Source organism: Nocardia sp. NPDC049149 (assembly GCF_043197455.1).
Lineage (GTDB): Bacteria > Actinomycetota > Actinomycetes > Mycobacteriales > Mycobacteriaceae > Nocardia.
In genome coordinates this window covers 435,274-460,619 of sequence record NZ_JBICTD010000004.1, presented here as the reverse complement: position 1 = coordinate 460,619, position 25,346 = coordinate 435,274, and the positions used below count along the sequence as shown (strand labels likewise).

Here is a 25,346-nt window from a genome sequence, read left to right as displayed (position 1 = left end):
CTGCGACACAATGAGACAATTCAATAAGACTCGTCTCGGTGACCGGAACTACTGCCTTCACCACCGAAATTCCTGGGGCGGGTCGCAGCCGAACTGCCGCCGCGAGAACTGAATTCCGACCCGATATCGAGGGCCTGCGCGCGGTCGCGGTAATCGCCGTTGTGCTCTTTCACGCGGGTGTGCCTGGCATCGGCGGCGGATTCGCCGGTGTCGACGTCTTCTTCGTCATCTCGGGATTTCTCATCACCGGAATGTTGTGGCGCGAACTTGCCCGCACCGGAACCATCCGACTGGCCCGGTTTTACGGAGGCCGTGCCAGGCGATTGCTCCCGGTCGCCGGAATTGTCCTGATCGCCACGGCAATCGGTTCCGCCCGATACTTACCCCCGCTGCAGGCGCGGGAAGTGCTCGGCGATGGAATTGCCAGCGCGTTGTATGTCGGCAATTATCGGCTCGCCATGCACGGCACGGATTATCTTGCCGCGGAGGCGCCGTCGCCGTTTCAGCATTACTGGTCGCTCGGTGTCGAGGAACAGTTCTATCTGCTGTGGCCTGCGCTGCTCATCGGCGCCGCGTGGTTGGTGCGGCTCGACCTCGGTCGCGATCGCCGCGCACGACGATCGGCGCTGCGATTTCGCGTGTTGCTCGCGGTGCTTTCCGCAGGGTCGCTGGGAGTGGCGCTCATCTGGACCACGACACAACCGCCGTGGGCGTTCTTCGCACTGCCCGCCCGCGCATGGGAACTCGGCATCGGCGGACTCGTCGCCCTCTCCGCAATCGCCCTGCGCAGGCTGCCGCCAACGATCGGCAGCGGCATCGGCTGGCTCGGGCTGGCCATGATCGTGCTCGCCTACGTCGTTTTCGACAATCACACGCCCTATCCAGGCACCGCCGCGCTGCTCCCGGTGCTCGGGACCGCGCTCGTGATCGCCTCCGGTTGCGCCGCACCGGCTTCCGGCGTCGGGTTGGTGCTCGCCTGGCAACCGCTGCGCGCGATCGGCCGCGTGTCCTACTCCTGGTACCTGTGGCATTGGCCGGTGCTGCTGCTCGCGCCGCACGTGGTCGGTCACTCGTTCGGCTTGGTCGACTCGCTCGGCGCGCTCGCGGTCTCCGGCGGACTCGCCATGCTCACCATGCAGCTCGTCGAGAATCCCGTCCGCTTCGCCAAGGTGCTGCGCCGATCAGCCACCCTCAGCCTCGCCTGCGGCGGACTCGTCACCGCGGCCGCCGTGTGCGCGGCGGCGGTGCTGCTCGTTGTGGTGCAGGTCCCGGTCGGCCGTGGTGCGGCGGCCGAGGCGCTCGCCCTCACGAATACGCCGCCACCACAGGCCCTTCCGATTGCCGATCCGTTCGACGCGGCGGTGCAGCAACTGACCGGGCAGGTGCAGACCGCCGTGGCAGCCTCTGCCGAATTGCGCGCCGTGCCCTCCAATCTCACACCGTCACTCGCCGATGCGCCGGGCGACAAAGCGTCGGTGTTCCTCAACGGCTGCGTGCGCTCGTGGCGCGAGGTCGGGCAGGGCGAGTGCGCCGCGGGCGACGTCGGCTCGGCCACCAGGGTCGCGCTGGTCGGCGACTCACACGCGGCGATGTGGAGCCCGGCGTTCGAACAGATTGCCGAGCAACAACACTGGCGACTGGAGACCATGAGCAAGGTCACCTGCCCACTGATGGCACTCCCCATCACCAGCCCGTACCTCGGCCGCGAATACACCGAATGCGTGCAGTGGCGCGGGCAAGTGCTCGCTCGACTGCAGGCCGAGCACCCGAAGCTGATCGTGCTGAGCATGTCCCGGCGCTACGGCGGCGACTTCGGTTTCACCACCTACGATTCCGCGTGGGTCGACAGCCTGAACAAACTCGTGACGCAGCTGCGCGCGACCGGCGCGAATGTCCTTGTCCTCGGCCCAGTCCCCGATCCGCTGACGACCGCGCCGACCTGCCTGTCCGACCATGTCGACAACGCCACCGCTTGCGCACCGACCAGGGCCGCCGCGGTCAACGACGCGGGCATCGCCGCCGAGACCGCCGCGACCAGCACCGCAGGCGGCCAGTATGCGAACCTCACCGAGCTGTTCTGCACGCCCACCCGCTGCCCGCTGATCACGCGGAACACCTTGATCTTTCGCGACGACAACCACGTGACGGTCACCTACGCCCGTGCGCTCGCACCGATCATGACCGTGCTGGCCGAACGCGCACTCGCCGAGGGCTGAACACGACGATCGCCGCCAGGTCGGGCACCTGGCGGCGATCGAGAGTCGAGATTCCGGCGAGCTACAAGCCGCCGAGCCCGGCGAGTCCGCCGAGACCTTCCCCTAATCCGGCAAGTCCGCCGAGGCCCTCGCCGAGACCGCCGAGGCCCTCGAGACCTTCACCCAGGCCGCCGAGACCCTCGAGACCTTCACCGAGACCGCCGAGGGCATCGCCGCCCTCACCGCCGCCACCGAAAAGATCACCGAGGCCACCGAAAGCGCCGTCCTCGGACGGGGCATCGAATCCGTTGCTCCACGGGTCGAAGTCGCCACCCTCGCCGGAATCGCCGCCCTCCGCGGAATCACCGCCACCTTCGCCATCACCGCCATCTTCGCCGAACCAATCGAAAGCGTCGCCCTCGGAACCCTCGTCCGCGCTGTCGCTTTCCGTGGTGGCGTCATCACCGGCATCCTCGGCTGAGTCGCCGCCGTCCTCGGACGCGGCATCATCGCCCTCGGCCGACTCACCGCCATCCTCGGACGCGGCATCGTCACCCTCGGCCGACTCACCGCCATCCTCCGACGCGGAGTCGTCGCCAGCCGAATCCTCAGACGACTCACCGTCTTCCGACGCAGGGTCCGAACCATCGGCCGACTCGCCGTCTTCTTCCGAAGCGTCACCGGTCGAACCCTCGGACGAGTCGCCCTCTTCCGAGCCGTCACCCGAAGGATCCTCGGACGAGTCGCCCTCCTCCGACGCAGGGTCCGAACCGTCCTCCGACGGCTTCTTGTCTTCTTCCTTACCGCCAGAGGGCTTCTCCTTGTCCTCCGCCGGCTTCTTCTCTTCTTCCTTGCCGCCGGACGGCTTTTCCTTGTCGCCGCCCTCGGGCTTGCCCTTGTCCTTCTCTTTGCCCTTGTCGTCCTTGCCTTCTTCTTTCTTGCCCTTGTCTTCTTTCTTGTCTTCCTTCTTGTCCTTGTCGTCCTTCTTGTCCTCGGACCCGTTGGACGTGCCGAAGTCCTGCGTCCAGTACGCGGTGCCGTCGCCGGCCTTGGCGTAGCCGACGCCGATGTCCTTCAGTCCGCAGTTGAGGATGTTCGCGCGGTGACCTTCGCTGTTCATCCACGCGTCGACGACCTCGGACGCGCTGGTCTGCCCGGCGGCGATGTTCTCGGCCCAGGTCTGCGCCTTGTAGCCGGCCTCCTTGATCCGGTCGCCCGGATCACCCTTGGCCGAGTTGTGGTCCATGTTGCCGGTGGACGCCATGTCCTTGGTGTGCGCCTGCGCGGCCTCGGTGAGTCCCTTCTCGGACTTCAACGGGTCGCAGCCTGCCTTGCTGCGCGCGGCGTTGGTGAGGCTGACCACCTCGTCGGCGGGCGACTTGGATTCGGGAGCCGCCGAGGCCGAAGGAGTTCCAGCGAAAGTGATGGCAAAGGCCGCGGTGGACAACGTGAGCATTGTCGCCGGCGAGAAACGATGTACTTTGCGCGGTGCGCTGTGCTTACCCATGAGATGCCTTACTTGTTGCTGATCAACGACTGCCTCGGCGGCGGATCACATCGCGCTGCCGGTGAGCAGGCCGAGCAGCGGCGCGAGACCGCCCGCCGCCTTGCTGCCGGTGGCTGCGCTGCCTGCCGCGCCCTTGGCCAGCGGCGCTACCGCGGCACTGCCGCTGGCGAGGCCCTTGGCGAGTCCGCCGAGCGCGGAGCTGCCGCTCTCCAGGCCCTTGGTCAGGTCCGTGAGGGCAGCGCTACCGCTGGCCAGCGCGTCCGTGGGGCTACCGCCCTTGTCCTTGGACTTGGTGTCCGAGGTCGGCTTGTTCTTCGACTTCGGCTTGGCCTTCTTCACGGGCGACGCATGCAGGGCGTCCTGGCTGTGGTGGTTGGTGTGCTTGCTGCTGACCGGCTGGCCGACCGCGGCCGAGACGCGCTTGGTCGGCGCGGGCGCGGTGACCGTGTGATCGGCGTGGTTGATGCTGGTGATCGACGCGTCGGCCACGGCTTCGCCTGCTCCGCTATTGGCCGAGAATCCCAGACCGATCAGCGTCGCCGTAGACAGAACTGCCAATTGCGCCGGGACGTGGTTCTTGCGAGGTGCGCTGTGCTTGCCCATGAGATGCTTTCCTTCGAAGTGGTCGATCGCGCGTCGGATCGCCTGTCCGCCAACGGGAACAGGCTCGGTGCGGCGATCTCGAGCTCCTGGTCGGGACCCGCCGAACACCCTTGGTCGGTGGCCTGGATCGCCGGTCCAACCGGATTGCCGATCCCGAAGATGACGTTAGAACTCACCGACGCAAACGACTAATCGAAAGTCGCAATATAAACCTAGTTTAGGCCAAATTAACGGCACGACAGGCGATCACGGTCTGATCACGCCCCAATCACGGAACCGATCACAACCGAGGCGGGCCGCACTTCTGTTGCCCGACTGGGCACTACGCCGAACGCGGCTGGAACCCGCTGGGCACTCCGACAGTCAACACCCTCGCGCGCTCGTCCGCCACCGGCCCCGGCACTGGTCACGGGGATCCGCACGGCCACCGACCCGCCCGCAGGTTCGACTCGCACCGACAGCGCATGCCACGACACCGCGAGCGCGACCGATTTGTCCGCATCGCCGCGGGCGAGCCCTCGATCGTGATCTGCGTAACTGCGGCAACTACGCGCATTTACCTCCGCGTAGCGTTGATGTCGCCACACTCGCGCCTCGCGTAACCCTTCGACCGGCCCTTATGAACCACCGGCCGAAGGTTCTCGCTTGCGAATGGAAGGGCGGTAACTCGATGACAATTAGCCGCTCGTCATTTCGAACCTGGTGGCGGGACCAGGTGGATTACAGCTGGGTCGTCGGGTTTCTCGAATCCCATTCCGTGCTGGCCAGAATGAAACTGGTCATCGGCGGCGGTGGTGTGTTGATGCTCGTGAACGCGACGCTGATGATGATCTCGCCCGCGGGCGTGCGCGGCGCGGCCGGGCTGGCAACCGGCGCGCTGGCGGCGACAGCGGGCGCGGCGTGGGCGCTGCGCTGGTGGTTGCTGCCATGGCCGCGCGAGGCCGAGTCACTCGCTTGGATCGCGGTGATCGACGTCGTCGTTGCGGCGAACAGCCTGATGGTCCAGGATCGCGTGCTCGGCGCGCTGGGGATCATCATGCTTGTCGCGTCGGGGGCCTACGTCGCGGTCTTCCACGGCCCACGGGTCCTGGCCGTCAATGTCACCTGGACCATGCTGGCCATCGCCGTGCTTGCGGGCCTGATGTTCTTCGGCGACGGACGATGGCACGGCGACGTCGCGTTGGGCATCGCGGTGATCATCGCCAATCTCGCCGTCATCGGCGTGGTGTTGCCCGCGGTGCAGCTGTCGCATCTCCTCCTGCGACTCGACGCGCTGTCCGATCCACTCACCAGGCTGTTGAACCGGCGCGGCCTCGATACTCAACTACCCCAGTACTTCGGCGAGCACAGCACGGGCTATATGGCGACGCTCGACCTGGATCGCTTCAAAACCGTGAACGACACCTACGGCCACTCGTTCGGCGATGAAGTGCTCAAGCGGATCGCGGACCGCCTGCGCGCGGCGGCCGACTCCGACGCTCTCATCGCGCGTACCGGCGGCGAGGAATTCGTGGTCGTCGGTCACGTCCACGACGACTCGGCGGCCATGGTCGCCGAGCGGCTGCGCACCGCGATCGAGACCATGTCGTGTTTGCCGATCAGGATCACCGCCAGCGTCGGCGTTGCGCTCTTCGGCGAGTCCGACGCAAATGAGTTGGGGACCCAACACATGCTGCGCTGCTCGGACGCCGCCATGTATGAGGCGAAACACGTTGGTGGCAATACCGTTGTGATCGCGGACACGACGCAGCGGATCGCCACGACAAATGGGCGCTCCAGGGCCACTGGATGATTCGGAGCTGGTTGCTGAACATCAGCGGTACAGCGGACGAACTCCGACAATGTTCGCTATCCGAACAGACCGGACGCCCGTAACTTGTCGTCCCGTGTGTAATAGTTCCGGCTGGAAATTGTTGACGGGCTTGGCCCTCACGCTGGCAATGAGTTTCACCCCGAGCCCGGGGTACGCGAACGCGGATGCCGCGGTCGAGGCACGCGGCACCGTCTTCATCGACGGCAACCGCAACGGCGTGCGCGACAACGGCGAGAAGGGGCTGTCCGGCGTCTCCGTCACCGACGGCGCGGCCTGGGCAACGACCGACAAGAACGGCGACTACAGCCTGCGGATCGACCCGGGCCGCAGGGAGACCGACCTGATCCACGTCGTCTCCCCGGATGGTTACACCCCTGCGCTGCGCGAAGATTCGGTGCCGCGTTACTTCCGTGCGCTCGACGAGGGCAAGGCGAAGCAGGAAGGCATCGACTTCGCCATGGTGCCCGACGAGCACGCCAAGGATCCACGCGAGACCTGGCTCATGGTGTCCGACACCGAGACCGACAATCGCAGCGACCAGTCCGCCGCGAACACGCTGACGCAGTGGACCGGTCAGGTCGAGGCGATGGCGCGCAACCGCGAGGCCACCGTCGCCATCGCGACCGGCGACCTCACCGTCACCGATTACACCGCGCCCGAACGCCGTCAGGGCAGTTACGACATCCTGCGCACCGGGCTGACCAAGGGCCGCTTCGGCCGTCCGTTCTATCCGGTCATGGGCAACCACGACGCAGGCGGGCCGACGAACAAGCCCGGGTACGCCGCGAACATGGAGCTCTACCGGCGCAATCTGGGCCCGGAGTGGTACAGCGTGAATCGCAACGGCCGCCACATCGTGGTGCTGGAGGACAACTACGACACCTCGGGGCTGGCGCCGCAGCTGGCGTGGCTGCGCGAGGACCTGCGCAGGCACGCCGTCGGCAAGCAGGTCTTCGTCTTCGCGCACCGGTCGTTGTTCACCAAATGGGGTGCGGGCCAAGCCATTCAACCGATCGTCGACGAGCTCGCCCAGTACGACGTTCGCATGTTCGCCGCAGGCCACAACCAGCAGACCGAGTTTCGCCGCGGCGCCTTCCCGCGCTCGGTGGAGGTGAACAATATCGGCGCCACCTACGGCATCGATGGTGTGCGCCCCGGCTACAAGCTGCTCGACTTCTCCGGCATCACCGATGACCCGAAGACGCGGAAAAACGAAGACACCGGCTATGTCTCGGGCACGCACCGGCAGTTCAACGTCCGCGACAGAACCGCGCTGGTGAGCCCGGCGCCGGACAGTGTCCATCGACTCGGCAGCACGATTCCGGTGGATGTCTACGTCGAGGACGACGGCAGAACCCCGGCGAATGCCCGGGTGGTGGTGCGCAACAACGACAATCGCGAAGTGTGGCGCGCGGACCTGAAGTTCGGCGTCACGAATGTCCAGCCGGGCAAGGTCAACTGCTACGCCGCGCCCGGTGCCGGCGCCGAGGCCTGCCCGCCCATCCGGGCCAACTGGACGACCGCGCACGACACCATGCCGACACCGCGGTCCGGACAGTACCGCGTCTCCGTCGAGGTGACCGACACCGCAGGCAAGCAGTGGCCCGCGCTGCAGCACAGCTTCCGTGTCGTGCGGGACGGCCGGGCGCAGCCGGTTGCCGGAAAGGACTGGCTCAGGCAGGGCCGCGACGAATCCGGGCGCTCCGCCGCCACTTCCGATCCCGGTGCCCTGCTCGACCAGCGGTGGTCGGCGAACACCGGTGAGCACTTCGCCATCGATGGCGCGGCCGTCGTCGGCGACACCGTGATCGTGACCTCGCAGGCGTTCGCGTCCCCCTACAACCAGGTGCTGGCCTACCACCGCGAGACCGGAGAGGAACTCTGGCGCACCTATCTGGACGGCGATGCCGAATCCTTCCCGACGGTGCACGACGGCCGGGTCTACCTCACCACCAGCGTCGGCCGGGTGTACGCGCTCGACGTGCGCGACGGAACCGTGGCCTGGCAGACCATCGATGACGAGCAGCGCATCGGAAAGACCGTGCGCCGCTATGGCAGAGCGGGCGGCCCGGTGAGCGTCTTCGGCCTCGCGACTCAGAAGCGCGCGGTCGCGGTGTATCAGCAGTACGACCAAATCATCTGCCGTGATGCAGGTTCCGGCGCTCGACTGCAGGGCGGCTTCAAAGCTCCTGCCGCATGGGGTGAATTCCACAGCACCGCAGTGCGCGGGTCCGACGACACGACGGCGTACCTGCATTCGGGATCGAGCGCGTCGCTCATCGCGATGGATCTGGCCAATTGCAGCATCAAGTACTCCGTCGATACCGCGGGCGGGCTGTACAGCCACTCCTCGCCGACGATCACCGAACCAGGCGCCGGAAGCCCGCAGCTGGTCACCATGACCGCGGGCGGCCTCACCGGGCACGATCCGCGCGACGGCCGGGCACTCTGGCATGCCGACATCCCGTCGAGCACCTGCGAACCCGGCCCGCCGCCGGTGACCAGTCCCGCTGTGCGCGGCCAGTTCGTCTACGTCGCGTCGATCGACGGCAAGGTCCGCGCCTTCGACTCCACGGCGGCCAAACCCGCGGAACCCTTGTGGGAGACCGCTGTCGGCAACCTACCCGGCGCAGGCCCCCGCGACGAGACCGCGCGGGCAGTAGCGGGGTGCGCGGCGAACGCACCCGCGATGCACGCGCTGACCACCGAGACGGTGGTCTACGCGGGCACCTGGGACGGACGGTTGGTCGTGCTCGATCGCGCGACCGGAAAACTGTTGCACCAGTACGACCTCGGCGGTGGCGTCGCGTCCGCGATGTCGGTGAGCGGTGACCAGGTGTTCGTCCTCACCACCGACGGCACCATCCATGCGATGGGGGCGCGCCCTCGGGTCGACTAACTGCGCACCAGCAGTACGGCACCGGCAGCGAGCACGGCGAGCACGATTGCCGCGAGGCCGTACACCAAACGGTGCGAACGGAATACCGGGACGAACCGGTCGATCGCGTAGCGACCGGGTCCGGTGAGGGTGATGGCCGCGGCGACCGCGGTGAGGAGCAGTTCGTATTCGACGCCCTTCGGGGCGAAGAAGGCGCCTGTTCCCTTGACGGCGAGGGCGTTGAGCATGGTGCCGACCACGGCGGCGCCTGCCAGCGGCGTGAGCAGTCCGACGGCGAGCGCGAGCCCGCCGAAGGTCTCGGTCACGCCCGCGACCGCGGCCATCGCCTCACCGGCCGGATATCCCTTGGCGGTGAAGTACTTTCCGGTGCCGTCGAGGCCGCCGCCGCCGAACCAGCCGAACAGTTTCTGCGCACCGTGCGCGGCCATGGTCAGTCCGAGCGCGATGCGCAGCAGGAGCAGTCCGGCGTCGTATGCGTGCGGTGTCGCGGCGTGTGCCGCGGGATCGATCGTGGTTTCGACCGCGGGTGCGGTCCGCGCTGCGGTGGCGGTGTCGGTCATCTGGTTTCCTTTCGGTGGGGTGTGGTCGAGCGTTGTCAGCCGAATTGGACTGAGCGTTTGGCCAAGCCCTGCCAGTAGCCGTCGATCACGCTGCGCTGGGTGGCGAGGTCGGTATCGGCGGCGCCGAGTGAAACGAACAGCGGTGCAAAGTGTTCGGCGCGCGGGTGCGCCAGTTGCGCTGCGGGCGCGCGGTGTTCGAAGTCGAGCAGTGCGTCGACGTTGCCTGCGGCCAGCGCGCGCCTGCCCCAGTCGTCGAACTCGGTCATCACCGGATGCACCGAGCCGTCCTGGGTCAGTGCGCGCAGGTTGTGCGTGAAGAAGCCGCTGCCGACGATCAGCACGCCCTGGTCGCGCAGCGGCGCGAGTTTGCGGCCGAGCGCGAACAGGCCCGCCGGATCCAGCGTCGGCATCGACATCTGCAGCACCGGCACGTCGGCCGCCGGGAACATCTCCACCAGCGGCACGTACGCGCCGTGGTCGAGTCCGCGTTCCGGCACGTCGTGCACGGACATGCCGGGCCCACGCAGCAGTTTTCGCACGTCATCGGCGAGATCGGGTGCCCCAGGCGCGGGATAGGTAACGTCGTAGTAGTGCTGCGGAAAGCCCCAGAAGTCGTAGATCAACGGCACCGTGCTCGTCGCGCCGAGAGCCAGCGGCGCATCCTCCCAATGGGCCGAAATCATCAGCACGGCTTCGGGTTTCGGCAAGTCCGCAGACCAGGCCGCGAGCTGACCCGGCCAGATCGGATCGTCGGCCAGCGGCGGTGCGCCGTGCGACAGATAGAGCACCGGCATCCGCATCGGCTGCACCTTCCTCCATAGTAGTTCAAATTTGAACCTCTTCGTTCGATGGTAAATTATTGTTCGAATTTGAACAACTGTGGAAGGATGGGGTCGATGGCAGAGCCGCGCTGGCTCGACGACGAAGAGATGCGGGCCTGGCAGGCGTTTCTCGCCTCGACGGCGCTGTTGAACCGACGCATCGAGCAGCAGCTCAAAGACGACGCGCGCCTGTCGCACCCGCAATACGAGGTGCTGGTGCGACTGGAGCGGGCGCCGGGCAACGAACTGCGGATGACCGAACTCTCCGACGCCCTGTTCACCTCCAAGAGCGGCATCACCTATCAGATCGACCAGCTGGAGAAGGCCGGATTCGTCCGTCGCACCCCCGCCCCCGGCGACCCGCGCGGCATCGTCGCGAGCCTCACCCCCGCCGGACGCCGCAAGCTCGAGGCGGCCGCTCCCGGCCATGTCGCCCTGGTTCGTGATCTCCTGATCGACGTGCTGACCGTCGAGCAGCGCAAGGCCATCGCCGACGGTCTCGGCGAAGTCGCACGCAGACTCCGCTGACCGGCGCGGCCGGGTCGGACACCGATGCGGCAATATGAGCGGTCGGTGCAGGTGCAACGAGGAGGTCGTCATGCCATACGTTCCCGAACCAACCCGGTACGACGGTGCGATGCGGTATCGCCGCAGCGGCCGGTCCGGTCTCGATCTGCCGTTGCTCTCGCTCGGCTTCTGGCACAACTTCGGTGACGACCGCCCCTACCAGGTGCAGCGGGAAATCGCCTTGCGCGCCTTCGATCTCGGCATCACCCATTTCGACCTGGCCAACAACTATGGGCCGCCTTACGGGTCGGCCGAGATCAACGCCGGGCGCATCCTGCGCGAGGATCTCGCGCCGTATCGCGACGAGCTCGTCATCTCCACCAAGGCGGGCTGGGACATGTGGCCGGGGCCGTACGGGCAAGGCGGCGGGTCACGGAAATACGTGCTCGCCTCGCTCGATCAGTCGCTGAGCAGGCTCGGGCTCGACTATGTCGACATCTTCTACTCGCACCGATTCGATCCGACGACTCCGCTCGAGGAGACCGCCGCCGCATTGAACACCGCTGTGCGCCAAGGCAAAGCGCTGTATGTGGGGATCTCCTCCTACACCGCGGCGGATTCGGTGACGATGGCGCGGATGTTGCGCGAGCTCGGCACGCCGCTGCTCATCCACCAACCGTCCTACTCGATGCTCAACCGGTGGATCGAGACCGAGGGACTGCTCGACGCCGCCGCGGCGGAAGGGTTCGGCGTCATCGGCTTCACCGCGCTCGCCCAAGGCATGCTCACCACCAAATACCTCGACGGCATTCCGGCGGAATCACGTGCCACCCAAGGTAAGTCGTTCCAGACCGAACTGCTCACGCCCGAGATGATCGACCGACTGCGCAAGTTGAACGCGATCGCAGAGCGGCGCGGGCAGACGCTCGCGCAGCTGGCGCTCGCCTGGGCGCTCCGCGATGATCGAGTGACCTCGCTGGTCATCGGCGCGTCCAGCACCGACCAGCTCGAGCAGAACGTCGGGGCGCTCGGCACGCCGGACCTCACTGCCGACGAACTCGCCGAGATCGACGCATTGCTCAACGATGACGGCGAGGTCGATCTGTGGCGGTCGGCGCGCCAAGGCACCCTCTGACCGGTCGTCGCTCAGGGACCTACCGGAGGCGAAGACCACTCTTCTGGGTGACGACCCGCGCGGTCCACGCTGCCTATGGTGCGTGCATGACACCGGGAGGACAGGAAGGCAACGACGTGGACCAGCCGCCGATCCACGTGTCGGACCAGGCCGAGCGGCGCCGGTCGGCCAGGCAGGGCGTCGTCTTCTTCTTGGTCGCCTTGGTTGCGTTGTCCGCGCCTGCCACGGCGTTCGCCGTGATCTCGCGCAACGAGATCGGTGTCCTGCTGCTCATGTGGTCGCCGGGTGTCGCGGCGCTGCTCGTCAGACTGATCCGGCGCGAAGGCATCGCCGACATCTCGTTGCGCATGGGTGGTCGGCGCGGCTGGCTTGCCGCACTGTTCGCCCTCTGCTATCCGATCATCATCGGCTCGATCGCGTACGGAATCGGTTGGGCCAGCGGACTTGCCGACTACACCACCCCCGCGGACTCCGCGACCGGATGGCCTGCCTTCGCCGCAGAGTTGTTCTTCGGCACTCTCGTCGGCACCGCGATCGGGCTCGTCTTCGCGCTGGGCGAAGAACTCGGCTGGCGCGGCTACCTACTCACCCGCCTCATCGACGCCGAAGTCCCCCGCCCGATCCTGGTCGGCGGATTGATCTGGGCCGCTTGGCATCTGCCCCTCATCATCGGCGGCAGCTACCTGACCGGCAACGGCGGCTCAATGCCCCTGATCGCCCTACTCTTCACAATCCAAGTCACCGTAGTCTCCTTCCTCTTCGCCCGCCTCCGCCTCAACACCGGAAGCCTCTGGCCCGCAGTCATTTTGCACGCCTCCTGGAACCACGTAATCCAATCCTTCTTCGACCCCCACACCACCGGCCCCCGCACCTGGCTCTGGCTAGGCGAACAAGGCCTCCTCACCCTCGCCACCAACACCCTCGCCGTCTACCTCATCTGCCGCCGCCCAACCCGCCTCCTCCACCAACCCCCCACCGCCCCGTCGGATGCACAACGAAGTAGGGAGACAACGCAAACGTGAGCGATCATGGTGTCCAACTGCTCGGGCCGCCTGCTCTGCTCGCCGTGACGGCGGATCTGCGGGTCTGGCATACCGGGCTGGTGCGTAATGCGGACCATCGTCACGCGGATCAGCGCGTCTGCGGTCGCGCCAGGGACTTACCTGCTGGCGATCGGCTTCGAGCAATTCGAAGCGCGGCTGGTCATCGACTATCAGACCGAGTTCACCGTTCGTCCGTAGCTGACTCAGCGGGGTTCTCGGTCGCCGCAACGTCTTTCGGGCTTGGGGCGTAGGCCGGCTTCTCTGGCGCGGAGGATGGCGTTGGAGCGGTCGGCTACGCCGAGTTTGGTGAAGATGCGGGAGAGGTGGTTGCTGATGGTTTTGGGGGCCAGGTCGAGTTCGGCGGCGATCGAGGCGTTGGACAGGCCGCCTGCGACCAGGTTCAGCACGTCGAATTCCCGGGTGGTGAGTTCGGGGAAGGGGCGGGCGCGTTCGGTGGAATGCGACAGCATGGCGGCGAGCCTGCTGCCGATGTGCGGGGTGAGCACCACCCAACCTGCGGCGAGGGCGGACATCGCGCGGAGAATGTCGTCACGCTCGGCGGTATTGCCGAGATAGCCACGGGCGCCTGCTCGGATCGCGGTGAACACCGAGTCGTCGTCGGCTTCGCTGAACACCAGCACCGCCACCTCGGGCGCGCACCGCGCCACTTCGCCGATGACCGCGCCACTGTCGGGTTGCTGCCAGTGACCGAGGATGAGCACGTCCGGCCGGTTCAACACCGCTTCCCGCAACGCACCGCTCGAGGTGGTCTCGGCGACGACGTCGATCCAGTCGACCGAGGTGAGCAGCGACCGCAACCCGGCGCGCACCACCGCGCGGTCGTCGGCGAGCACCACAGTCAGCCCGCGTAATCCGGGCACCGCCGCGCCGCTGCCGCCGAGCATCGACAGCCCGGCCTCGAAGATCCCCTGGTCACGAACAGGCTTCGACAACACCCTCCCCAGAGTGAGCGGCCGCCTGCCGAATGAGAAGGTCACGGACCGCTGGCCGAACCCTCGAAAGTCGCTGACGCCCTGCGGCGCCCGATCGATCGGGCGGATTTCCCGAGGCACCCGGGAACGCACTCCCTGGTCGCACCCACCACCGCGGCACATGCTGACTGCTGGAAACCTCAGGAAAGGTGGCACCGATGTCGGTAGCAACAGAAATCATCGATCCGTATCTCTTCGAGCGAGTGCAGCTGGTGGAGGACGCGGGCACCACCGCGGACCGCATCATGGGCGTGCTGCCCTGCGGCCGCTGCGGCGGTAGCTGCCGCTGCTATGCGTGAGTCGGATCTCGGCAGCCTGCCGGCTCTCGGCGTAGGTCTCGGATATCGGAGGGAACTCGACGCCGCGATCATGGCGAACCGCGAGTCGATCGATTGCCTTGAAATCATCACCGAGAACTTCTTCGGGACGCCGGTGGGCGGTCCGCTCGAGCTGCTGCGCGACCGGTTTCCGTTGACGCCGCACGGCGTCGAAATGTCGATCGGCACCGAAGGACCGCTCGACCGCGCCTATGTGGCCGATCTCGCGGACTTGGTCGCGCGGGTCGGTGCGCCGTGGTGCAGCGACCATCTGTCGTTCACCAGGGCGGGCGGTGTTTCGATCGGCCAGTTGACACCGCTGGTGCGCACCCGCGAGTCGGCCGCGCAGATCGCGGGCAAGGTGCGGCAGGTGCAGCAGCAGGTCGGCACGCCGTTCCTGCTGGAGAACATCACCTATCACCTGGATTTCCCTGCGGAGCTTTCCGAAGCCGAGTTCATCACCCTGGTGATCGAATCGGCAGGCTGCGGTCTGCTTCTCGACCTCACCAACGTGTTCATCAACGCGGTGAACCATCGCTACGATCCGATCGAGTTCCTGAATTCGATTCCGCTCGAACGCGTCGTCCAACTGCATCTGGCCGGCGGGTACTGGTCGGAAGGCACACTGCTGGACTCGCATTCGGCGCCCGTGCCTGCCGAGGTGTGGGAGCTGCTCGATCATGTTTCGGGCCGGACGCCCGCGTTGCGGTGCGTCATCCTCGAACGCGACCAGGAGTTCCCTGACGATTTCACCGAGCTCACCGCGGATCTGCACCGGGCGCGCGCCTCCATCGGTTCGGCGGTGACCGCTTGAGCAACAGTGGTTTTCAGAAGGCATTGGCCGAGGTGCTCACCGCGGACAGTGCCCGCGCGCTGCTGGATGAGCGACCCGACGAGCTGGCGGCCCGGTTCGCGCTCACCGACGCCGAGCTGGCCCGGCTGATCGCTACCGACCGCACGCACCTGGACATCAACGTGCGGTCGGTGACCAACAAGCGGCTCGACATGCTGGCCAGGTGCCTGCCCGCGACCCTGTCGGCCGGTCACCAGCACGAGCTGCTCGACGATTTCATCCGTCGCTACCCGCCGACCCACGTCGACGGGCAACAGAACTACCTGCGCGTGCTGGCCGAGGGCACCCGGTTCCTGGATCATCTCGTGACGAGCGGCCGGTTCGAGCTGGCCGATCTGGCCAGGTACGAGGTGCTCCGATTGGCATTGCTCTTCGACCCGGCGGCCACCCTCGCGGCCGAGCAGGCCAGCGCGGACGGCACCGAGCTCGGCGAGCACGTCCGGCTCGCCGAGTTCGCCAGTGATGTTGTGGCACAGCATAATCAGTGGCTGAGCACCGGCGCCCTCCCGGTCGCGAAGCGCGGCGCCGCGATCCGCATCGTGCTGGCCAAGGTCGCCGGGCGCAGCGCGCTCGCCTGCTACCGACTGGGCGAGCAGGCCTATCGCGTCCTGCGTGCCGGGGCGCCGTTCCCGCCCGAGGCCGCCGAGGTGCTGCGCTTCGCCGCACACGAACGGCTGCTGACGCGAGCCGGTGCGAACTGATGCGCATCTGCGCGGTGATGAAGTACCCACCGATTCAGGGCGGGGTGAGCGCGCACTGTTATCGGATGGCGATGGCACTAGCGGCCCGTGGCCACCAGGTGGATGTCGTGACCAACGCCGACGAGGTCGCCGACGACTACCGAATCTGGTTCGACGACACCGATATCACGCGTCTCGAAGCCACGTTTCCGAACGGCGGTGCGGTGCGGGTCATCTCGACCGGGCACTGGGAGCGGGCCCGCGCGTATATCCCGGCGGCCAACCCGTTCGGCACCAAGCTTGCCGCGCTGGCCACCGAGGAGATCCGCGCGCGCGGTGCGGATCTGGTGTTCTCCGCGTATCTGGAGCCCTACGGGTTGAGCGCCCATCTTGCCGCGTCGTGGACCGGTGTTCCGCATGTCGTCCAGCACGCAGGCAGCGATCGGACCCGGTTGCTCGATCACCCCGAATTGGGTCAGGCGTATCGAGAAGTCTTGCGGCGCGCGGATCTTGTGGTCGGCGATCGAGGGCTGGTCGGGCTCGGCATCCCCTTCGACCGGATCGCGCCCATGCCGCGGGCATCGCTGCCGCCCGAGTTCACACCGGATGGTCCGGTGGCCGACCTGTCGGCTTTGGTCGCGCGGCTGAGCGAGACACCGTGGGTGCGCAACACGGCGCCGCTGGATCCGGATGTCGCCACCATCGGCGTCTACGGCAAACTCGGTGTCTTCAAGGGGTCTTTCGACCTCATCCGGGCACTGGCACGGTTGCGGGCACGGGGGCTGCGGTTCAACTTCCTCGTCATGGCGGGTGGCACCGAGCGTCAGCGGTTCCTCGCCGAGCTCGACGAGCTCGGCCTCACCGAGGTGACCTGGACCCTGCCCTTCCTGCCGCACTGGCGGGTACCCGAGGTACTGCGGGCGTGCACAGCAGTATGCGGTCTGGAACGTAACTTCCCGGTGGAGGTGCACCGGCCGGGACTGCCGATGGAGCTGCTCAGCTGCGGCACCTGCGCGGTCCTCTCGGCGGAAGTTGTGCGCACCCAGCCGCGTTGGACGGACCTACGGGACCGGGCGCGGGTGGTGACGGATCCCCGCGATATCGACGAATTGTCGACGGTGCTCACCGAGGTGATCGAGAACCCGTCGGCAGCCATCGAATTCGGACGGCTGGGCGCGAAAGACCTTCCGGTGGCTGACGACGCCGAGCTGGGTGGCGCGTACGAAGCGATGTTCGCTGCCGTCGTGCGTGGCGAGCCGGTCCAGCTGGGCGGCGACGCCGCACTGGCGTTGCTGCGCACCCACATGCCCACGACCACGGCGGTGCTCGGTGACCGAGTCGACGAGCTGTTGTGCGCCACCGGCGCCGCAGGGGTGCCGGAAGTCGCTGCCCTGCTGGCCGAATCGATCGAGGCGGAGCACGCCGACCTGCCTTACCCACTCGACACCCTCCGGGAGGTCGTCCGCTTCGAACGCCACCGCCTCTGGCTCGCAGTCGATGCCGACCACGAGGAAGTGCAGCCCGCCTTCGCGCGTCTCCCCCGCGCCCGGCGCGAGACCGACTTCGGCAGGCTGCGTCCGGTATGCAGCGCGCTGCTCCGTATCGACGAGTTCCAGCTCGACATCGCGGCATTGACCACGCGCGGCGCGATCGTGCCCGGCGGACCGTCGTTGTACGCGTTCCACAAGCGTCCGAGCCTGCATGGCCGAATCTTCCAGCTGACACCCGCGACCAGGGAGCTGCTCGAGCTGTGCGACGGCACGCGCACGGTCGACGAACTCACCGAGATCGCGCGGCTCGAGCACGGCGCCGCACCCGCCGCGGTACGAGACCGAGTGCGCCAGTTCGCCATCGATCAGGTCGTGCAGTTGCGCTAGCCCGTCACCGCGTTCCGCCGCTGCGGTTCCGGCGCGTCACCGCGAGGAACAACCGGCGCAGGCGCGCCCGCAGACCCACCTCGTCCTGCGCTGCCGCCGTGGCGGATTCGACCGCGTCCGCCGCCGAGGTCGCCTGCGCGAAGCGCACGTGTAGCTGCTCGCGAACCTGGTCCGGGGTGTACGCGCGGCGGCGACGCTCGGCGCGCACGACCACAACACCGGTGGCGACCACACCGGCCGCACCCGCCAATCCCACTGCCTTCCACCACCGCATACCGCATAGGCTACGGCCATGGCGGAGACGGGGATCAGTCTGGACCGAGCACTCGAGCTGACCAGGACGGGCGACATCTGGTTGTTCCGCGGTCATTCGGCGGCCGACCGGGCGATCCGGATGACGACGAACAGCCCGGTCAACCATGTCGGAATGTCCGTCGTGCTCGACGATATGCCCGCGTTGATCTGGCACGCGGAGCTCGGCAGGTCGCTGCCCGACATGTGGTCGGGCGCCACCCATCGCGGCGTTCAGCTGCACAACCTGCGCGACGCCGTGCTGGTGTGGGCGCACCGTTACGGCCAGCGCGCCTGGTTGCGTCAGCTGAACCAACCGGCAACCAGGGAGATGGAGGACCGCCTGCTGCGCACCATCGCCCGGCTCGACGGCACGCCGTTCCCGTCGACCGCGGGCCTCGCCGGACGCTGGCTGCGCGGCCGGGCGAGTCTGCCGCGGCGCAAGGCACGCCAGACCGCGGCCAAGGACCTGGAGAGCGCGTATTGCGCGGAGATCGTGGCTGCGACCTACCAGTCGATGGGGCTGCTCCCGCAACGGCGCAGCCCGAATTGGTATGACCCCGGCCGCTTCTGGAGCGGCGACAAGCTGCAGCTGTCCGACGGCTTCGAACTGGGTGGCGAGATCGCCGTCCAGACCCCGCCCGCGCCACTCCCCTGAGTCACCTCGGCACTACTTGAATCGCTCCGCCAGCAGGTCGAGGGTGTTCATCACCACGCGGTAGTCGGGACGCATGCTGGTAGGCGGCAGTTCGTAGACCTTGCCCGACTGGAACGACGGAAGCTTGGCCAGCAGCGGGTCTTTCGCGAGCTCGGCCAGGGCGCGGCCACCGTCGAGCTGGATGACGATCAGCGCAGGCGCATCCACGACGGTGCTCAACAGTTCCGGGCTGATGCGGACCCAGTCGGCGGCCGCGGGCCTGGCCGGGTTACCCGCCTTGGCCACCACCTGGTCGTCGATGGTGAAGCCGACCGCGGTCAGCAGCGTCGGCAGCGGGGTGCCCGGCGCGATAACGGAGGGCATCTGGTCCTTGCGCGACTGGAAGATCGACACCGCGCCCTGCGGGGCCTTGATCGATGCCTTGACCTTCGCGAGCTTGTCGTTGTACGCGCCGATCAGGCCGGGCACCTTGTCGGCCCGGTTCACCATCTCCGCAACCGCTTTCAGCTGGTCCTGCCAGTCGGTGAGGGTGGACGGCACGAGCACGGTCGGCGCGATGGCGGTGAGCTGGTCATAGGCCTCGATGGACTGCTGGCCCGGATAGCCCTGGCCGCCGCCGATGATCAGGTCCGGCTGTTGGGCAGCAATGTATTCCAGGTTGATGGTGTCGCCGGACGTCAAGGCCTGGGTGTTCTGTTTCTTGGCATCCTCGGCCCAAGCCGCAGGGAACTCACCGGGTTTCAGCGTGACGCCGAGGACGCGCGGATCCGCGGCCTGCACCTTCACCCCGAGGTCGTACAGGTAACCGGCGAGCGCACCGTTGACTACGACGACGCGCTGCGGATCGGCAGGCACCGAGACCGCGCCACGCTCGGTCTGCACCTGCCTGGTGCCTGCGGCGTTCTTCTCCACCGATGTGGTGCTGCTGCAACCGATCAGCGCGACCAGCGCGAGGATCAGTAAGGCGACGGCCCCGCGCCCGCGGGCCGTCATTCGGTTCAGGCTCATCGAATCGTCTTTCCTTCTGTCAGTGTTGCGAGGTCTGCGAGTCAGCTGATCCGGGCCGCGTCGGTCGCCAGCGGAATCACCAGCGGCGCACCGGTTTCGGGATCGTCGATGATGCGGCACCCGAGATCGAACACCTCGTGCACCAGCTCGGCGGTGACGATCTCTTTCGGCGGTCCCGCCGCGACGACCCTGCCGTCCTTCATCGCGATGAGATGGTCGGCGTACCGGAAGGCGTGGTTCAGGTCGTGCAGGACCGCGACGACGGTCCGGCCCGAGTCCCGATTCAGCGCGCGGCACAGGTCGAGCAGGTGGATCTGATGCGCGATATCGAGGTAGGTGGTCGGCTCGTCGAGCAGGACCACCGGCGTGTCCTGGGCGAGCACCATGGCGATCCACACCCGTTGCCGCTGACCGCCGGACAGCTCGTCCACCGGTCGCGCCGACAGCTCGGTCACCCCGGTCGCGGCCATGGCGGCGGCCACCGCCTCGGCGTCGGCGTCGGTCCACTGACGCAGCAGCGACTGGTGCGGGTAGCGGCCGCGGGCCACCAGATCCGCGACCCGGATGCCGTCCGGCGCGGTGGACGACTGCGGAAGCAGACCGATCCGCCGGGCCGCCTCCTTGGCCGGATACGTGCCGATCACCTTGCCGTCCAACAGGATCGCGCCCGCATCGGGTGTCAGCAGCCGCGCCATGGCCCGCAGCAGCGTGGACTTTCCGCAGGCGTTCGGACCGATGATGACGGTGAAGGCGCCGTCGGGAATGTCCACCGACAGGTCCTCGCTGATGGTCCGCCCGCGATACCCGAGGCGAACCCGATCCGCCCGCAGCCGAACCCCTTTCCCGTCCTCGGCGCCTGATGCTTCTTCGGGGCTCTGCTTTTCACGCATAGTCCTAGCTCCTCCGCGCCTCGACCACCATCAGATACGCCAGGTACAGCCCGCCGATCGACACGGTGACCACGCCGACCGGCAGCGCCGTCGGCGCGAACGCGCGCTGGGCGATCCAGTCGCATCCCACCAGCAGCAGCGCGCCCATGGCCGCGGCCGGAGCCAGTGCCGTGGACGGCGTCCGCGCCAGCCGCCTGCCCAGCTGCGGCGCGGCCAGTGCGACGAACGCGATCGGCCCGGCGACGGCGGTGGCCACCGCCGTCAGCGCGACGCTCAGCACGATCAGCAGGGTACGTACCCGGCCGACCCGGATACCGAACGACTGCGCCAGATCGTCGCCCAGTTCCAGCATCTGCAACCGGGGCGCCGCAGGCACGAGAACAACGACCAGCACCGCGAGAATCACCAGCGTCGGCGTGACCTCCGCCCACGTCACGGCATTCAGCGAACCAGCGCCCCATGCGGCGGCCGACATCGCGGCATTCAGATCGGCGCGCAGGATGAGCCAGGTGTTGACCGAGGCCAACATGGCACTCACGCCGATGCCGACAATGATCAGCCGGAACCCGGTCACGTTGTGGCGGAAGGCAAGCAATTGGATGGCCAGCGCCGACCCGAGGCCGCCGACCAGCGCACCCACCGCTGTCTGCGCGGTGCCGCCACCGAGGAGCAGCAGCACGATCAGCGCACCGGTATAGGCGCCGGTGTTGAACCCGACCATGTCCGGGCTGCCGAGCGGATTGCGGGTCACCGACTGCAGGATCGCGCCGCTCAGCCCGAGCGCGGCGCCGAGCGCCAAGCCGAGCACGACACGGGGAAATCGCCACTGCCACACCACGAGTCGATCGAAGTGCTGATCGCCGACGAAGATCGCACGCAGCACCCGATCGGGCGGGATCACGTAATCGCCGGTGCCGAGCGCTAATACGGCCACCGCGAGCGCGGCGACCACCAGCACCAGGCACACCACTCCGGTGCGTACCCCGATCCTGGTCGCGAGCACCCGCGACCGGACCAGCAGCAGCGACCGGCCGAAGTCGATACCGGTCGTCATGCCGCACCCACCTTGGCGCGTCTGGCCAACCAGATCAGCACCGGCGCGCCGAGGAAGGCGGTCACCAGTCCCGCGGGCACCTCGTCGGGACGAAGGAGGATGCGGCCCAGCACATCCGAACCGAGCACCAGAATCGGCGCGAGCAGCAACGAGTAGGCGATCATCCACCGCTGGTCCGGGCCGACGATCCAGCGCGCGATATGCGGCACCGCCAGGCCCACGAAGGTGATCGGCCCGATCGCGGCAGTCGCGGTGCCGCACAGCAGCGTCAACGCGACGGCGGTGAGCAGCCGGGTCCGGCCCACGTGCGCGCCGAGCGAATGCGCGAGATCGTCACCGAGGGCAAGCGCGTTGAGCGAGCGGGCCGCGATGATCGCCGCGAGCACCCCGGCAACGATGAACGGCGTTGCCCCGCCGATGATGTCGTAGCCTCGGCCGGTCAGCGAACCGGAGTCCCACTCCCGCATCGACTCGAAGGCCTTGGCGTTCACCAGGATCATGCCTCTGGTCAGGCCGATCAGCACGGCCGTCACCGCGATACCGGCCAGCGTCAGCCGGATCGGGTCGGCGCCCTGCCTGCCCGCGGTGCCGAGTCGGTAGACGATCAACGACACGATGGCCGCACCGGCGAAGCCGAACCACACGTACGTGGTGATGTCGCTGACTCCGAAGAACGCCACCGCGACGGTGATCGCGAAGGCCGCGCCCGCATTGATGCCGAGCAGGCCGGGATCGGCCAGCGGGTTGCGCGTGAGCCCCTGCATGAGGCAGCCTGCGACGCCGAGAGCCACCCCGGCCAGCAACCCGAGCAGGGTGCGCGGCATCCGATAGTCGGTGACGATCACGTGATCCGGGGACCCGTCGGAGCCGAGCAGCGCGGACCAGACCTCGGCGACCGGAATGGCTTTCGTGCCGACCAGGAGGCTGAGCAGACAGACCGCCACCAGCAGCGCGACCGTCGCCAACCAGCCGGACCAGTGCCGGGGCCGCGTGTGCGGGCTATCCATCGAGCAGTTCTCTCCAGAGCGTTCGAGCGGTGGAGCCTGAGCTTAGCCTTACCTAGTTTCCGGATAGAAATTCGACCGCCCGCGCTCGACTGCCGCGAAGCTCGGGCGTGCGGCTACGGCGAATTCGCTATCGCGAAGTTCACCAAGGCGGAGGCCGCCGATTCCACGGTCTCGTCTGCCGATCACGCTGTCACCCGTAGCGTGCTACTCGGTTTCCCGAAGTTCGCTACTCGCTCACGTGGTCGGCAGGCCGAGGGCGTGCGAAGCGGCGCGGGCCGCGGCGATCAGCAGCGGCGCGCAGGTCCGCACCTTCGCGCGGTCGAGGTCGAACGCCAGCGCCGACACGCTGATCCCGCCGACCGGCACCCCGTGGTGATCGAGGACCGCGGCGCCGAGGCAGCGGGTGTGCGCCTCGTTCTCCTCGTCGTCGACGGCGTAGCCGCGCGCGGCCACCGCGCTGAGATGGGCGTTCAGCAGGTCGGGATCGATGATCGTGCGTGGCGTCTGCGCGACGAGCGGTATGCGGGCGAGCACCTCGCGCAGCTCGGCAGCGGACAGCCCGGCGAGGATCGCCTTGCCGATTGCCGTGCAGTACAACGGGATCGACAGGCCGACCCGCGAACGCATCGTGTAGGCACGATCGCCTTCCAGCTTGTCGACGTAGACGGCTTCGTCGCCGGAGCGCAGCGCGAAGTGCACGGTGTGCCCGGTGTCCGCGCAGAGTCGCTGCAGGATGGGTCGCACCAGCTGGGTCACGCCCGCCGACTGCCCGGCCAGCGACAGCAGCCGCACGCCGGGCAGATAGTGGTGGTCGGAGTCGACGCGCACCCAGCCGACGGCGGCCAGCTCCCGCAGGATCCGGTGCACGGTCGAGGTGGAAAGGCCGGTGCTCCTGCTGATTTCGGTGACTCCCCGAGCATTGGGCAGCGCCTCCAGCACGAGGACCACCTTGGCCACCGCGCTCGGTGCGGAGTCGAGACTCACCGTGCCAACCATCCCCCGTCCACCACCAGCACATGTCCGTGTACATAGGCCGCGGCAGGCGCGCACAGGAACACGATCGCGTTCGCGATGTCCGCGGGGTCGGCCCAGCGGCCGACCGGAATGCGTTCGGTGATGGCGTGATTGCGCGCGGGATCGGCGCGCAGTGCCGCGGTGTTGTTGGTCGCGACATAGCCGGGGGCGACCGCGTTCACCCCGACGCCGAGCCCGGCCCATTCGGTCGCCAAGGCCTTCGTCAGGCCAGCGACTGCGTGTTTGCTCGCGGTGTAGGCGGCCACGTTCACCCCGCCCTGAAAGGACAGCAGCGAGGCGATATTGACGATCCGGCCCGCGCCGCGTTCGAGCATCGTCGCGCCGACACAGCGGGCGAGCAGGAACGCCGCGTCGAGGTTGATGTCGACCACCCGCCGCCAGTCGGCGAACGACACCGTCGCCACCGGACCACGGCCGATGACGCCCGCGTTGTTCACCAGCAGATCGATACGGTGTTCGGCCGCAACGGCAGTCGCGACGGCCGCCACCTCGGCGGCATCAGCGAGGTCAGCGGCCACGGTGTGGCAGCCGCGGCCGAGCGCCTCGATCTCGGCGACCACCGGGGCCAGGCCGTCTCGATCCCTGCCCCACAGCACCAGATCCGCGCCCGCCGCGGCCAGCGCGAGCGCGGCGGCCCTGCCGATGCCGGTACGCGCGCCGGTGACGAGCGCGCGCTGTCCGTCCAGCCGGAACGGGTCGGTCACGAAAGCGACTCCGTGGCAACCAGATCCATGTCGTTGTAGGCGAGGTTCTCCCCCGCCGTCGACCAGACGAACCGGTACGGCGCGGTGCCTGCCCCGGTGTGCACCGACCACGGCGGGCTGATCACCGCCTGCCGGTCGGCGACGATGATGCTGCGGGTGCGGGCCGGCTCGCCGCACAGGTGCACGACGCGCTCGGCCGGGTCGAGCCCGAAGTAGAGGTAGATCTCGGTGCGCCGGTCGTGGGTGTGGCACGGCATGGTGTTCCAGACACTGCCCGGTTCGAGGGTGGTGATGCCCAGCGCGAGCTCACAGGAGCGAACGCCGTCCTCGTGCACGTACTTTCGCAGCGTCCGCTCGCTTGCCTTGTGCGCATCGCCGATCCGCACGCTCTCGGCTGATTCGCGGGGGATCAAGGTGGTCGGGTGGGCGAGATGCGCTGGCGCGGAGACGATGTAGAAGACCGCGTCGCCCGCCACCGACACCGTTTCGGTGCCCTGCCCGACGTAGACGATGTCCTCCGCGGACACCGGATGCTGCTGGCCGTCCGTGGTCACCGAGCCGACACCCTCCAGGCAGACGATGCCCAGTTCGCGTCGGTCACACAGGTTTTCGGCACGCAATTCGGCCGGTGGGTCGAGAATGAGTTCGCCGCCGCCCGGCATCGCACCACCGATCAGCAGCCGATCGTGGAGGGACAGCGTGAACCGAACCTCGCCAGCGACAAACAAATCGGTGACCAGAAAGCGCTCGCGCAACTCCTCCGGCGCAAGCCTGGCCATCTCGGTAGGACTAGTCGGGTAACGGACGTCTGCCATGAAGTCACCTCATGTTTCCCGCCTGACGGAAAGTGCTTTCCCTCACAAGGGAAGCCGGAGGAGTATGCCGTATCAAGCAAGA

At 67.7% G+C, this 25,346-nt stretch carries 25 protein-coding genes; 12 read left to right on the top strand and 13 right to left on the bottom strand.

Annotation, left to right across the window (positions count from 1 at the left end; genetic code table 11):
* Positions 1-68: 68 nt before the first annotated feature.
* The gene (locus ACGFNJ_RS17740) at positions 69-2,216 is read left to right on the top strand and encodes an acyltransferase family protein (protein WP_393450024.1); all 2,148 of its coding nucleotides are present in this window, start codon (positions 69-71) and stop codon (positions 2,214-2,216) included.
* A gap of 61 nt (positions 2,217-2,277) precedes the next feature.
* On the opposite strand, the gene ACGFNJ_RS17735 is transcribed toward ACGFNJ_RS17740, so the two are convergent.
* Entirely contained in the window at positions 2,278-3,702 is a 1,425-nt protein-coding gene (locus ACGFNJ_RS17735) for a CAP domain-containing protein (protein ID WP_393448612.1), read from the bottom strand.
* A 45-nt stretch (positions 3,703-3,747) separates the two neighbouring features.
* On the bottom strand, positions 3,748-4,305 hold the full coding sequence (locus ACGFNJ_RS17730; RefSeq protein WP_393448609.1) for a hypothetical protein: 558 nt from the start codon (positions 4,303-4,305) through the stop codon (positions 3,748-3,750).
* Between the two features lie 619 nt (positions 4,306-4,924).
* Here ACGFNJ_RS17730 and ACGFNJ_RS17725 point away from each other — a divergent pair.
* Positions 4,925-6,097, top strand: a complete 1,173-nt coding sequence (locus ACGFNJ_RS17725) for a diguanylate cyclase (RefSeq protein ID WP_393448606.1) — start codon at positions 4,925-4,927, stop codon at positions 6,095-6,097.
* A gap of 148 nt (positions 6,098-6,245) precedes the next feature.
* On the top strand, positions 6,246-9,017 hold the full coding sequence (locus ACGFNJ_RS17720) for a PQQ-binding-like beta-propeller repeat protein (protein WP_393448603.1): 2,772 nt from the start codon (positions 6,246-6,248) through the stop codon (positions 9,015-9,017).
* Here the strand turns inward: ACGFNJ_RS17720 and ACGFNJ_RS17715 are convergent.
* Both ACGFNJ_RS17715 and ACGFNJ_RS17710 read right to left on the bottom strand, forming a co-directional pair.
* Complete coding sequence (locus ACGFNJ_RS17715) at positions 9,014-9,577, bottom strand: DoxX family protein (protein WP_393448600.1); 564 nt, start codon at positions 9,575-9,577, stop codon at positions 9,014-9,016. The two genes, ACGFNJ_RS17720 and ACGFNJ_RS17715, sit on opposite strands and share 4 nt — an antisense overlap.
* 35 nt (positions 9,578-9,612) lie before the next feature.
* Positions 9,613-10,371, bottom strand: coding sequence for a dioxygenase (locus tag ACGFNJ_RS17710; RefSeq protein WP_393450021.1), 759 nt, complete (start codon positions 10,369-10,371; stop codon positions 9,613-9,615).
* Between the two features lie 102 nt (positions 10,372-10,473).
* Here ACGFNJ_RS17710 and ACGFNJ_RS17705 point away from each other — a divergent pair, with 102 nt between their 5' ends.
* From ACGFNJ_RS17705 to ACGFNJ_RS17690, 4 genes are all read left to right on the top strand, one after another.
* A complete protein-coding gene (locus ACGFNJ_RS17705) occupies positions 10,474-10,926 on the top strand; it encodes a MarR family winged helix-turn-helix transcriptional regulator (RefSeq protein ID WP_393448597.1) in 453 nt (150 codons plus the stop codon).
* Positions 10,927-10,996: 70 nt separating this feature from the next.
* A complete protein-coding gene (gene mgrA / locus ACGFNJ_RS17700) occupies positions 10,997-12,040 on the top strand; it encodes an L-glyceraldehyde 3-phosphate reductase (protein ID WP_393448594.1) in 1,044 nt (347 codons plus the stop codon).
* 86 nt (positions 12,041-12,126) lie between these two features.
* Complete coding sequence (locus ACGFNJ_RS17695; protein WP_393448591.1) at positions 12,127-13,062, top strand: type II CAAX prenyl endopeptidase Rce1 family protein; 936 nt, start codon at positions 12,127-12,129, stop codon at positions 13,060-13,062.
* Between the two features lie 87 nt (positions 13,063-13,149).
* Positions 13,150-13,281, top strand: coding sequence for a hypothetical protein (locus ACGFNJ_RS17690; RefSeq protein WP_393448588.1), 132 nt, complete (start codon positions 13,150-13,152; stop codon positions 13,279-13,281).
* Positions 13,282-13,286: 5 nt separating this feature from the next.
* On the opposite strand, the gene ACGFNJ_RS17685 is transcribed toward ACGFNJ_RS17690, so the two are convergent.
* Complete coding sequence (locus tag ACGFNJ_RS17685; protein ID WP_393448585.1) at positions 13,287-14,036, bottom strand: LuxR C-terminal-related transcriptional regulator; 750 nt, start codon at positions 14,034-14,036, stop codon at positions 13,287-13,289.
* Positions 14,037-14,233: 197 nt separating this feature from the next.
* Between ACGFNJ_RS17685 and ACGFNJ_RS17680 the strand changes: the two genes are divergently transcribed.
* The 4 genes from ACGFNJ_RS17680 to ACGFNJ_RS17665 are packed head-to-tail and all read left to right on the top strand — an operon-like array spanning position 14,234 to position 17,802.
* Positions 14,234-14,374: a hypothetical protein gene (locus tag ACGFNJ_RS17680; protein ID WP_393448582.1), complete on the top strand. Its 141-nt coding sequence runs from the start codon at positions 14,234-14,236 to the stop codon at positions 14,372-14,374.
* Positions 14,367-15,206: a DUF692 family multinuclear iron-containing protein gene (locus ACGFNJ_RS17675; protein WP_393448579.1), complete on the top strand. Its 840-nt coding sequence runs from the start codon at positions 14,367-14,369 to the stop codon at positions 15,204-15,206. The genes ACGFNJ_RS17680 and ACGFNJ_RS17675 overlap by 8 nt, the downstream gene beginning before the upstream one ends.
* Positions 15,203-15,946 (top strand): hypothetical protein, encoded by a 744-nt coding sequence (locus ACGFNJ_RS17670; RefSeq protein WP_393448576.1) that lies wholly within the window; start codon positions 15,203-15,205, stop codon positions 15,944-15,946. Before ACGFNJ_RS17675 ends, ACGFNJ_RS17670 begins: the two co-directional genes overlap by 4 nt.
* Positions 15,946-17,802, top strand: a complete 1,857-nt coding sequence (locus ACGFNJ_RS17665; protein ID WP_393448573.1) for a glycosyltransferase — start codon at positions 15,946-15,948, stop codon at positions 17,800-17,802. Before ACGFNJ_RS17670 ends, ACGFNJ_RS17665 begins: the two co-directional genes overlap by 1 nt.
* Before the next feature lie 4 nt (positions 17,803-17,806).
* On the opposite strand, the gene ACGFNJ_RS17660 is transcribed toward ACGFNJ_RS17665, so the two are convergent.
* Positions 17,807-18,076: a hypothetical protein gene (locus ACGFNJ_RS17660; protein ID WP_393448570.1), complete on the bottom strand. Its 270-nt coding sequence runs from the start codon at positions 18,074-18,076 to the stop codon at positions 17,807-17,809.
* A gap of 18 nt (positions 18,077-18,094) precedes the next feature.
* Between ACGFNJ_RS17660 and ACGFNJ_RS17655 the strand changes: the two genes are divergently transcribed.
* Positions 18,095-18,751: a hypothetical protein gene (locus ACGFNJ_RS17655; RefSeq protein ID WP_393448567.1), complete on the top strand. Its 657-nt coding sequence runs from the start codon at positions 18,095-18,097 to the stop codon at positions 18,749-18,751.
* Between the two features lie 12 nt (positions 18,752-18,763).
* Here the strand turns inward: ACGFNJ_RS17655 and ACGFNJ_RS17650 are convergent, their stop codons facing one another.
* The 7 genes from ACGFNJ_RS17650 to kduI all read right to left on the bottom strand — a co-directional run bounded on the left by ACGFNJ_RS17650 (position 18,764) and on the right by kduI (position 25,264).
* Positions 18,764-19,759, bottom strand: a complete 996-nt coding sequence (locus ACGFNJ_RS17650) for an ABC transporter substrate-binding protein (RefSeq protein ID WP_393448562.1) — start codon at positions 19,757-19,759, stop codon at positions 18,764-18,766.
* A 41-nt stretch (positions 19,760-19,800) separates the two neighbouring features.
* A complete protein-coding gene (locus ACGFNJ_RS17645) occupies positions 19,801-20,649 on the bottom strand; it encodes an ABC transporter ATP-binding protein (RefSeq protein ID WP_393448559.1) in 849 nt (282 codons plus the stop codon).
* Positions 20,650-20,653: 4 nt separating this feature from the next.
* Entirely contained in the window at positions 20,654-21,703 is a 1,050-nt protein-coding gene (locus ACGFNJ_RS17640; RefSeq protein WP_393448556.1) for a FecCD family ABC transporter permease, read from the bottom strand.
* The gene (locus ACGFNJ_RS17635) at positions 21,700-22,710 is read right to left on the bottom strand and encodes an iron chelate uptake ABC transporter family permease subunit (RefSeq protein WP_393448553.1); all 1,011 of its coding nucleotides are present in this window, start codon (positions 22,708-22,710) and stop codon (positions 21,700-21,702) included. The genes ACGFNJ_RS17640 and ACGFNJ_RS17635 overlap by 4 nt, the downstream gene beginning before the upstream one ends.
* Positions 22,711-22,944: 234 nt before the next feature.
* On the bottom strand, positions 22,945-23,694 hold the full coding sequence (locus ACGFNJ_RS17630; RefSeq protein ID WP_393448550.1) for an IclR family transcriptional regulator: 750 nt from the start codon (positions 23,692-23,694) through the stop codon (positions 22,945-22,947).
* Positions 23,691-24,449, bottom strand: a complete 759-nt coding sequence (locus tag ACGFNJ_RS17625; protein WP_393448547.1) for an SDR family oxidoreductase — start codon at positions 24,447-24,449, stop codon at positions 23,691-23,693. The genes ACGFNJ_RS17630 and ACGFNJ_RS17625 overlap by 4 nt, the downstream gene beginning before the upstream one ends.
* Positions 24,446-25,264 carry a 5-dehydro-4-deoxy-D-glucuronate isomerase gene (gene kduI / locus ACGFNJ_RS17620; RefSeq protein WP_393448544.1) on the bottom strand — a complete coding sequence of 273 codons (819 nt, stop codon included), beginning with the start codon at positions 25,262-25,264 and terminating at the stop codon, positions 24,446-24,448. The genes ACGFNJ_RS17625 and kduI overlap by 4 nt, the downstream gene beginning before the upstream one ends.
* Positions 25,265-25,346 lie beyond the last annotated feature (82 nt).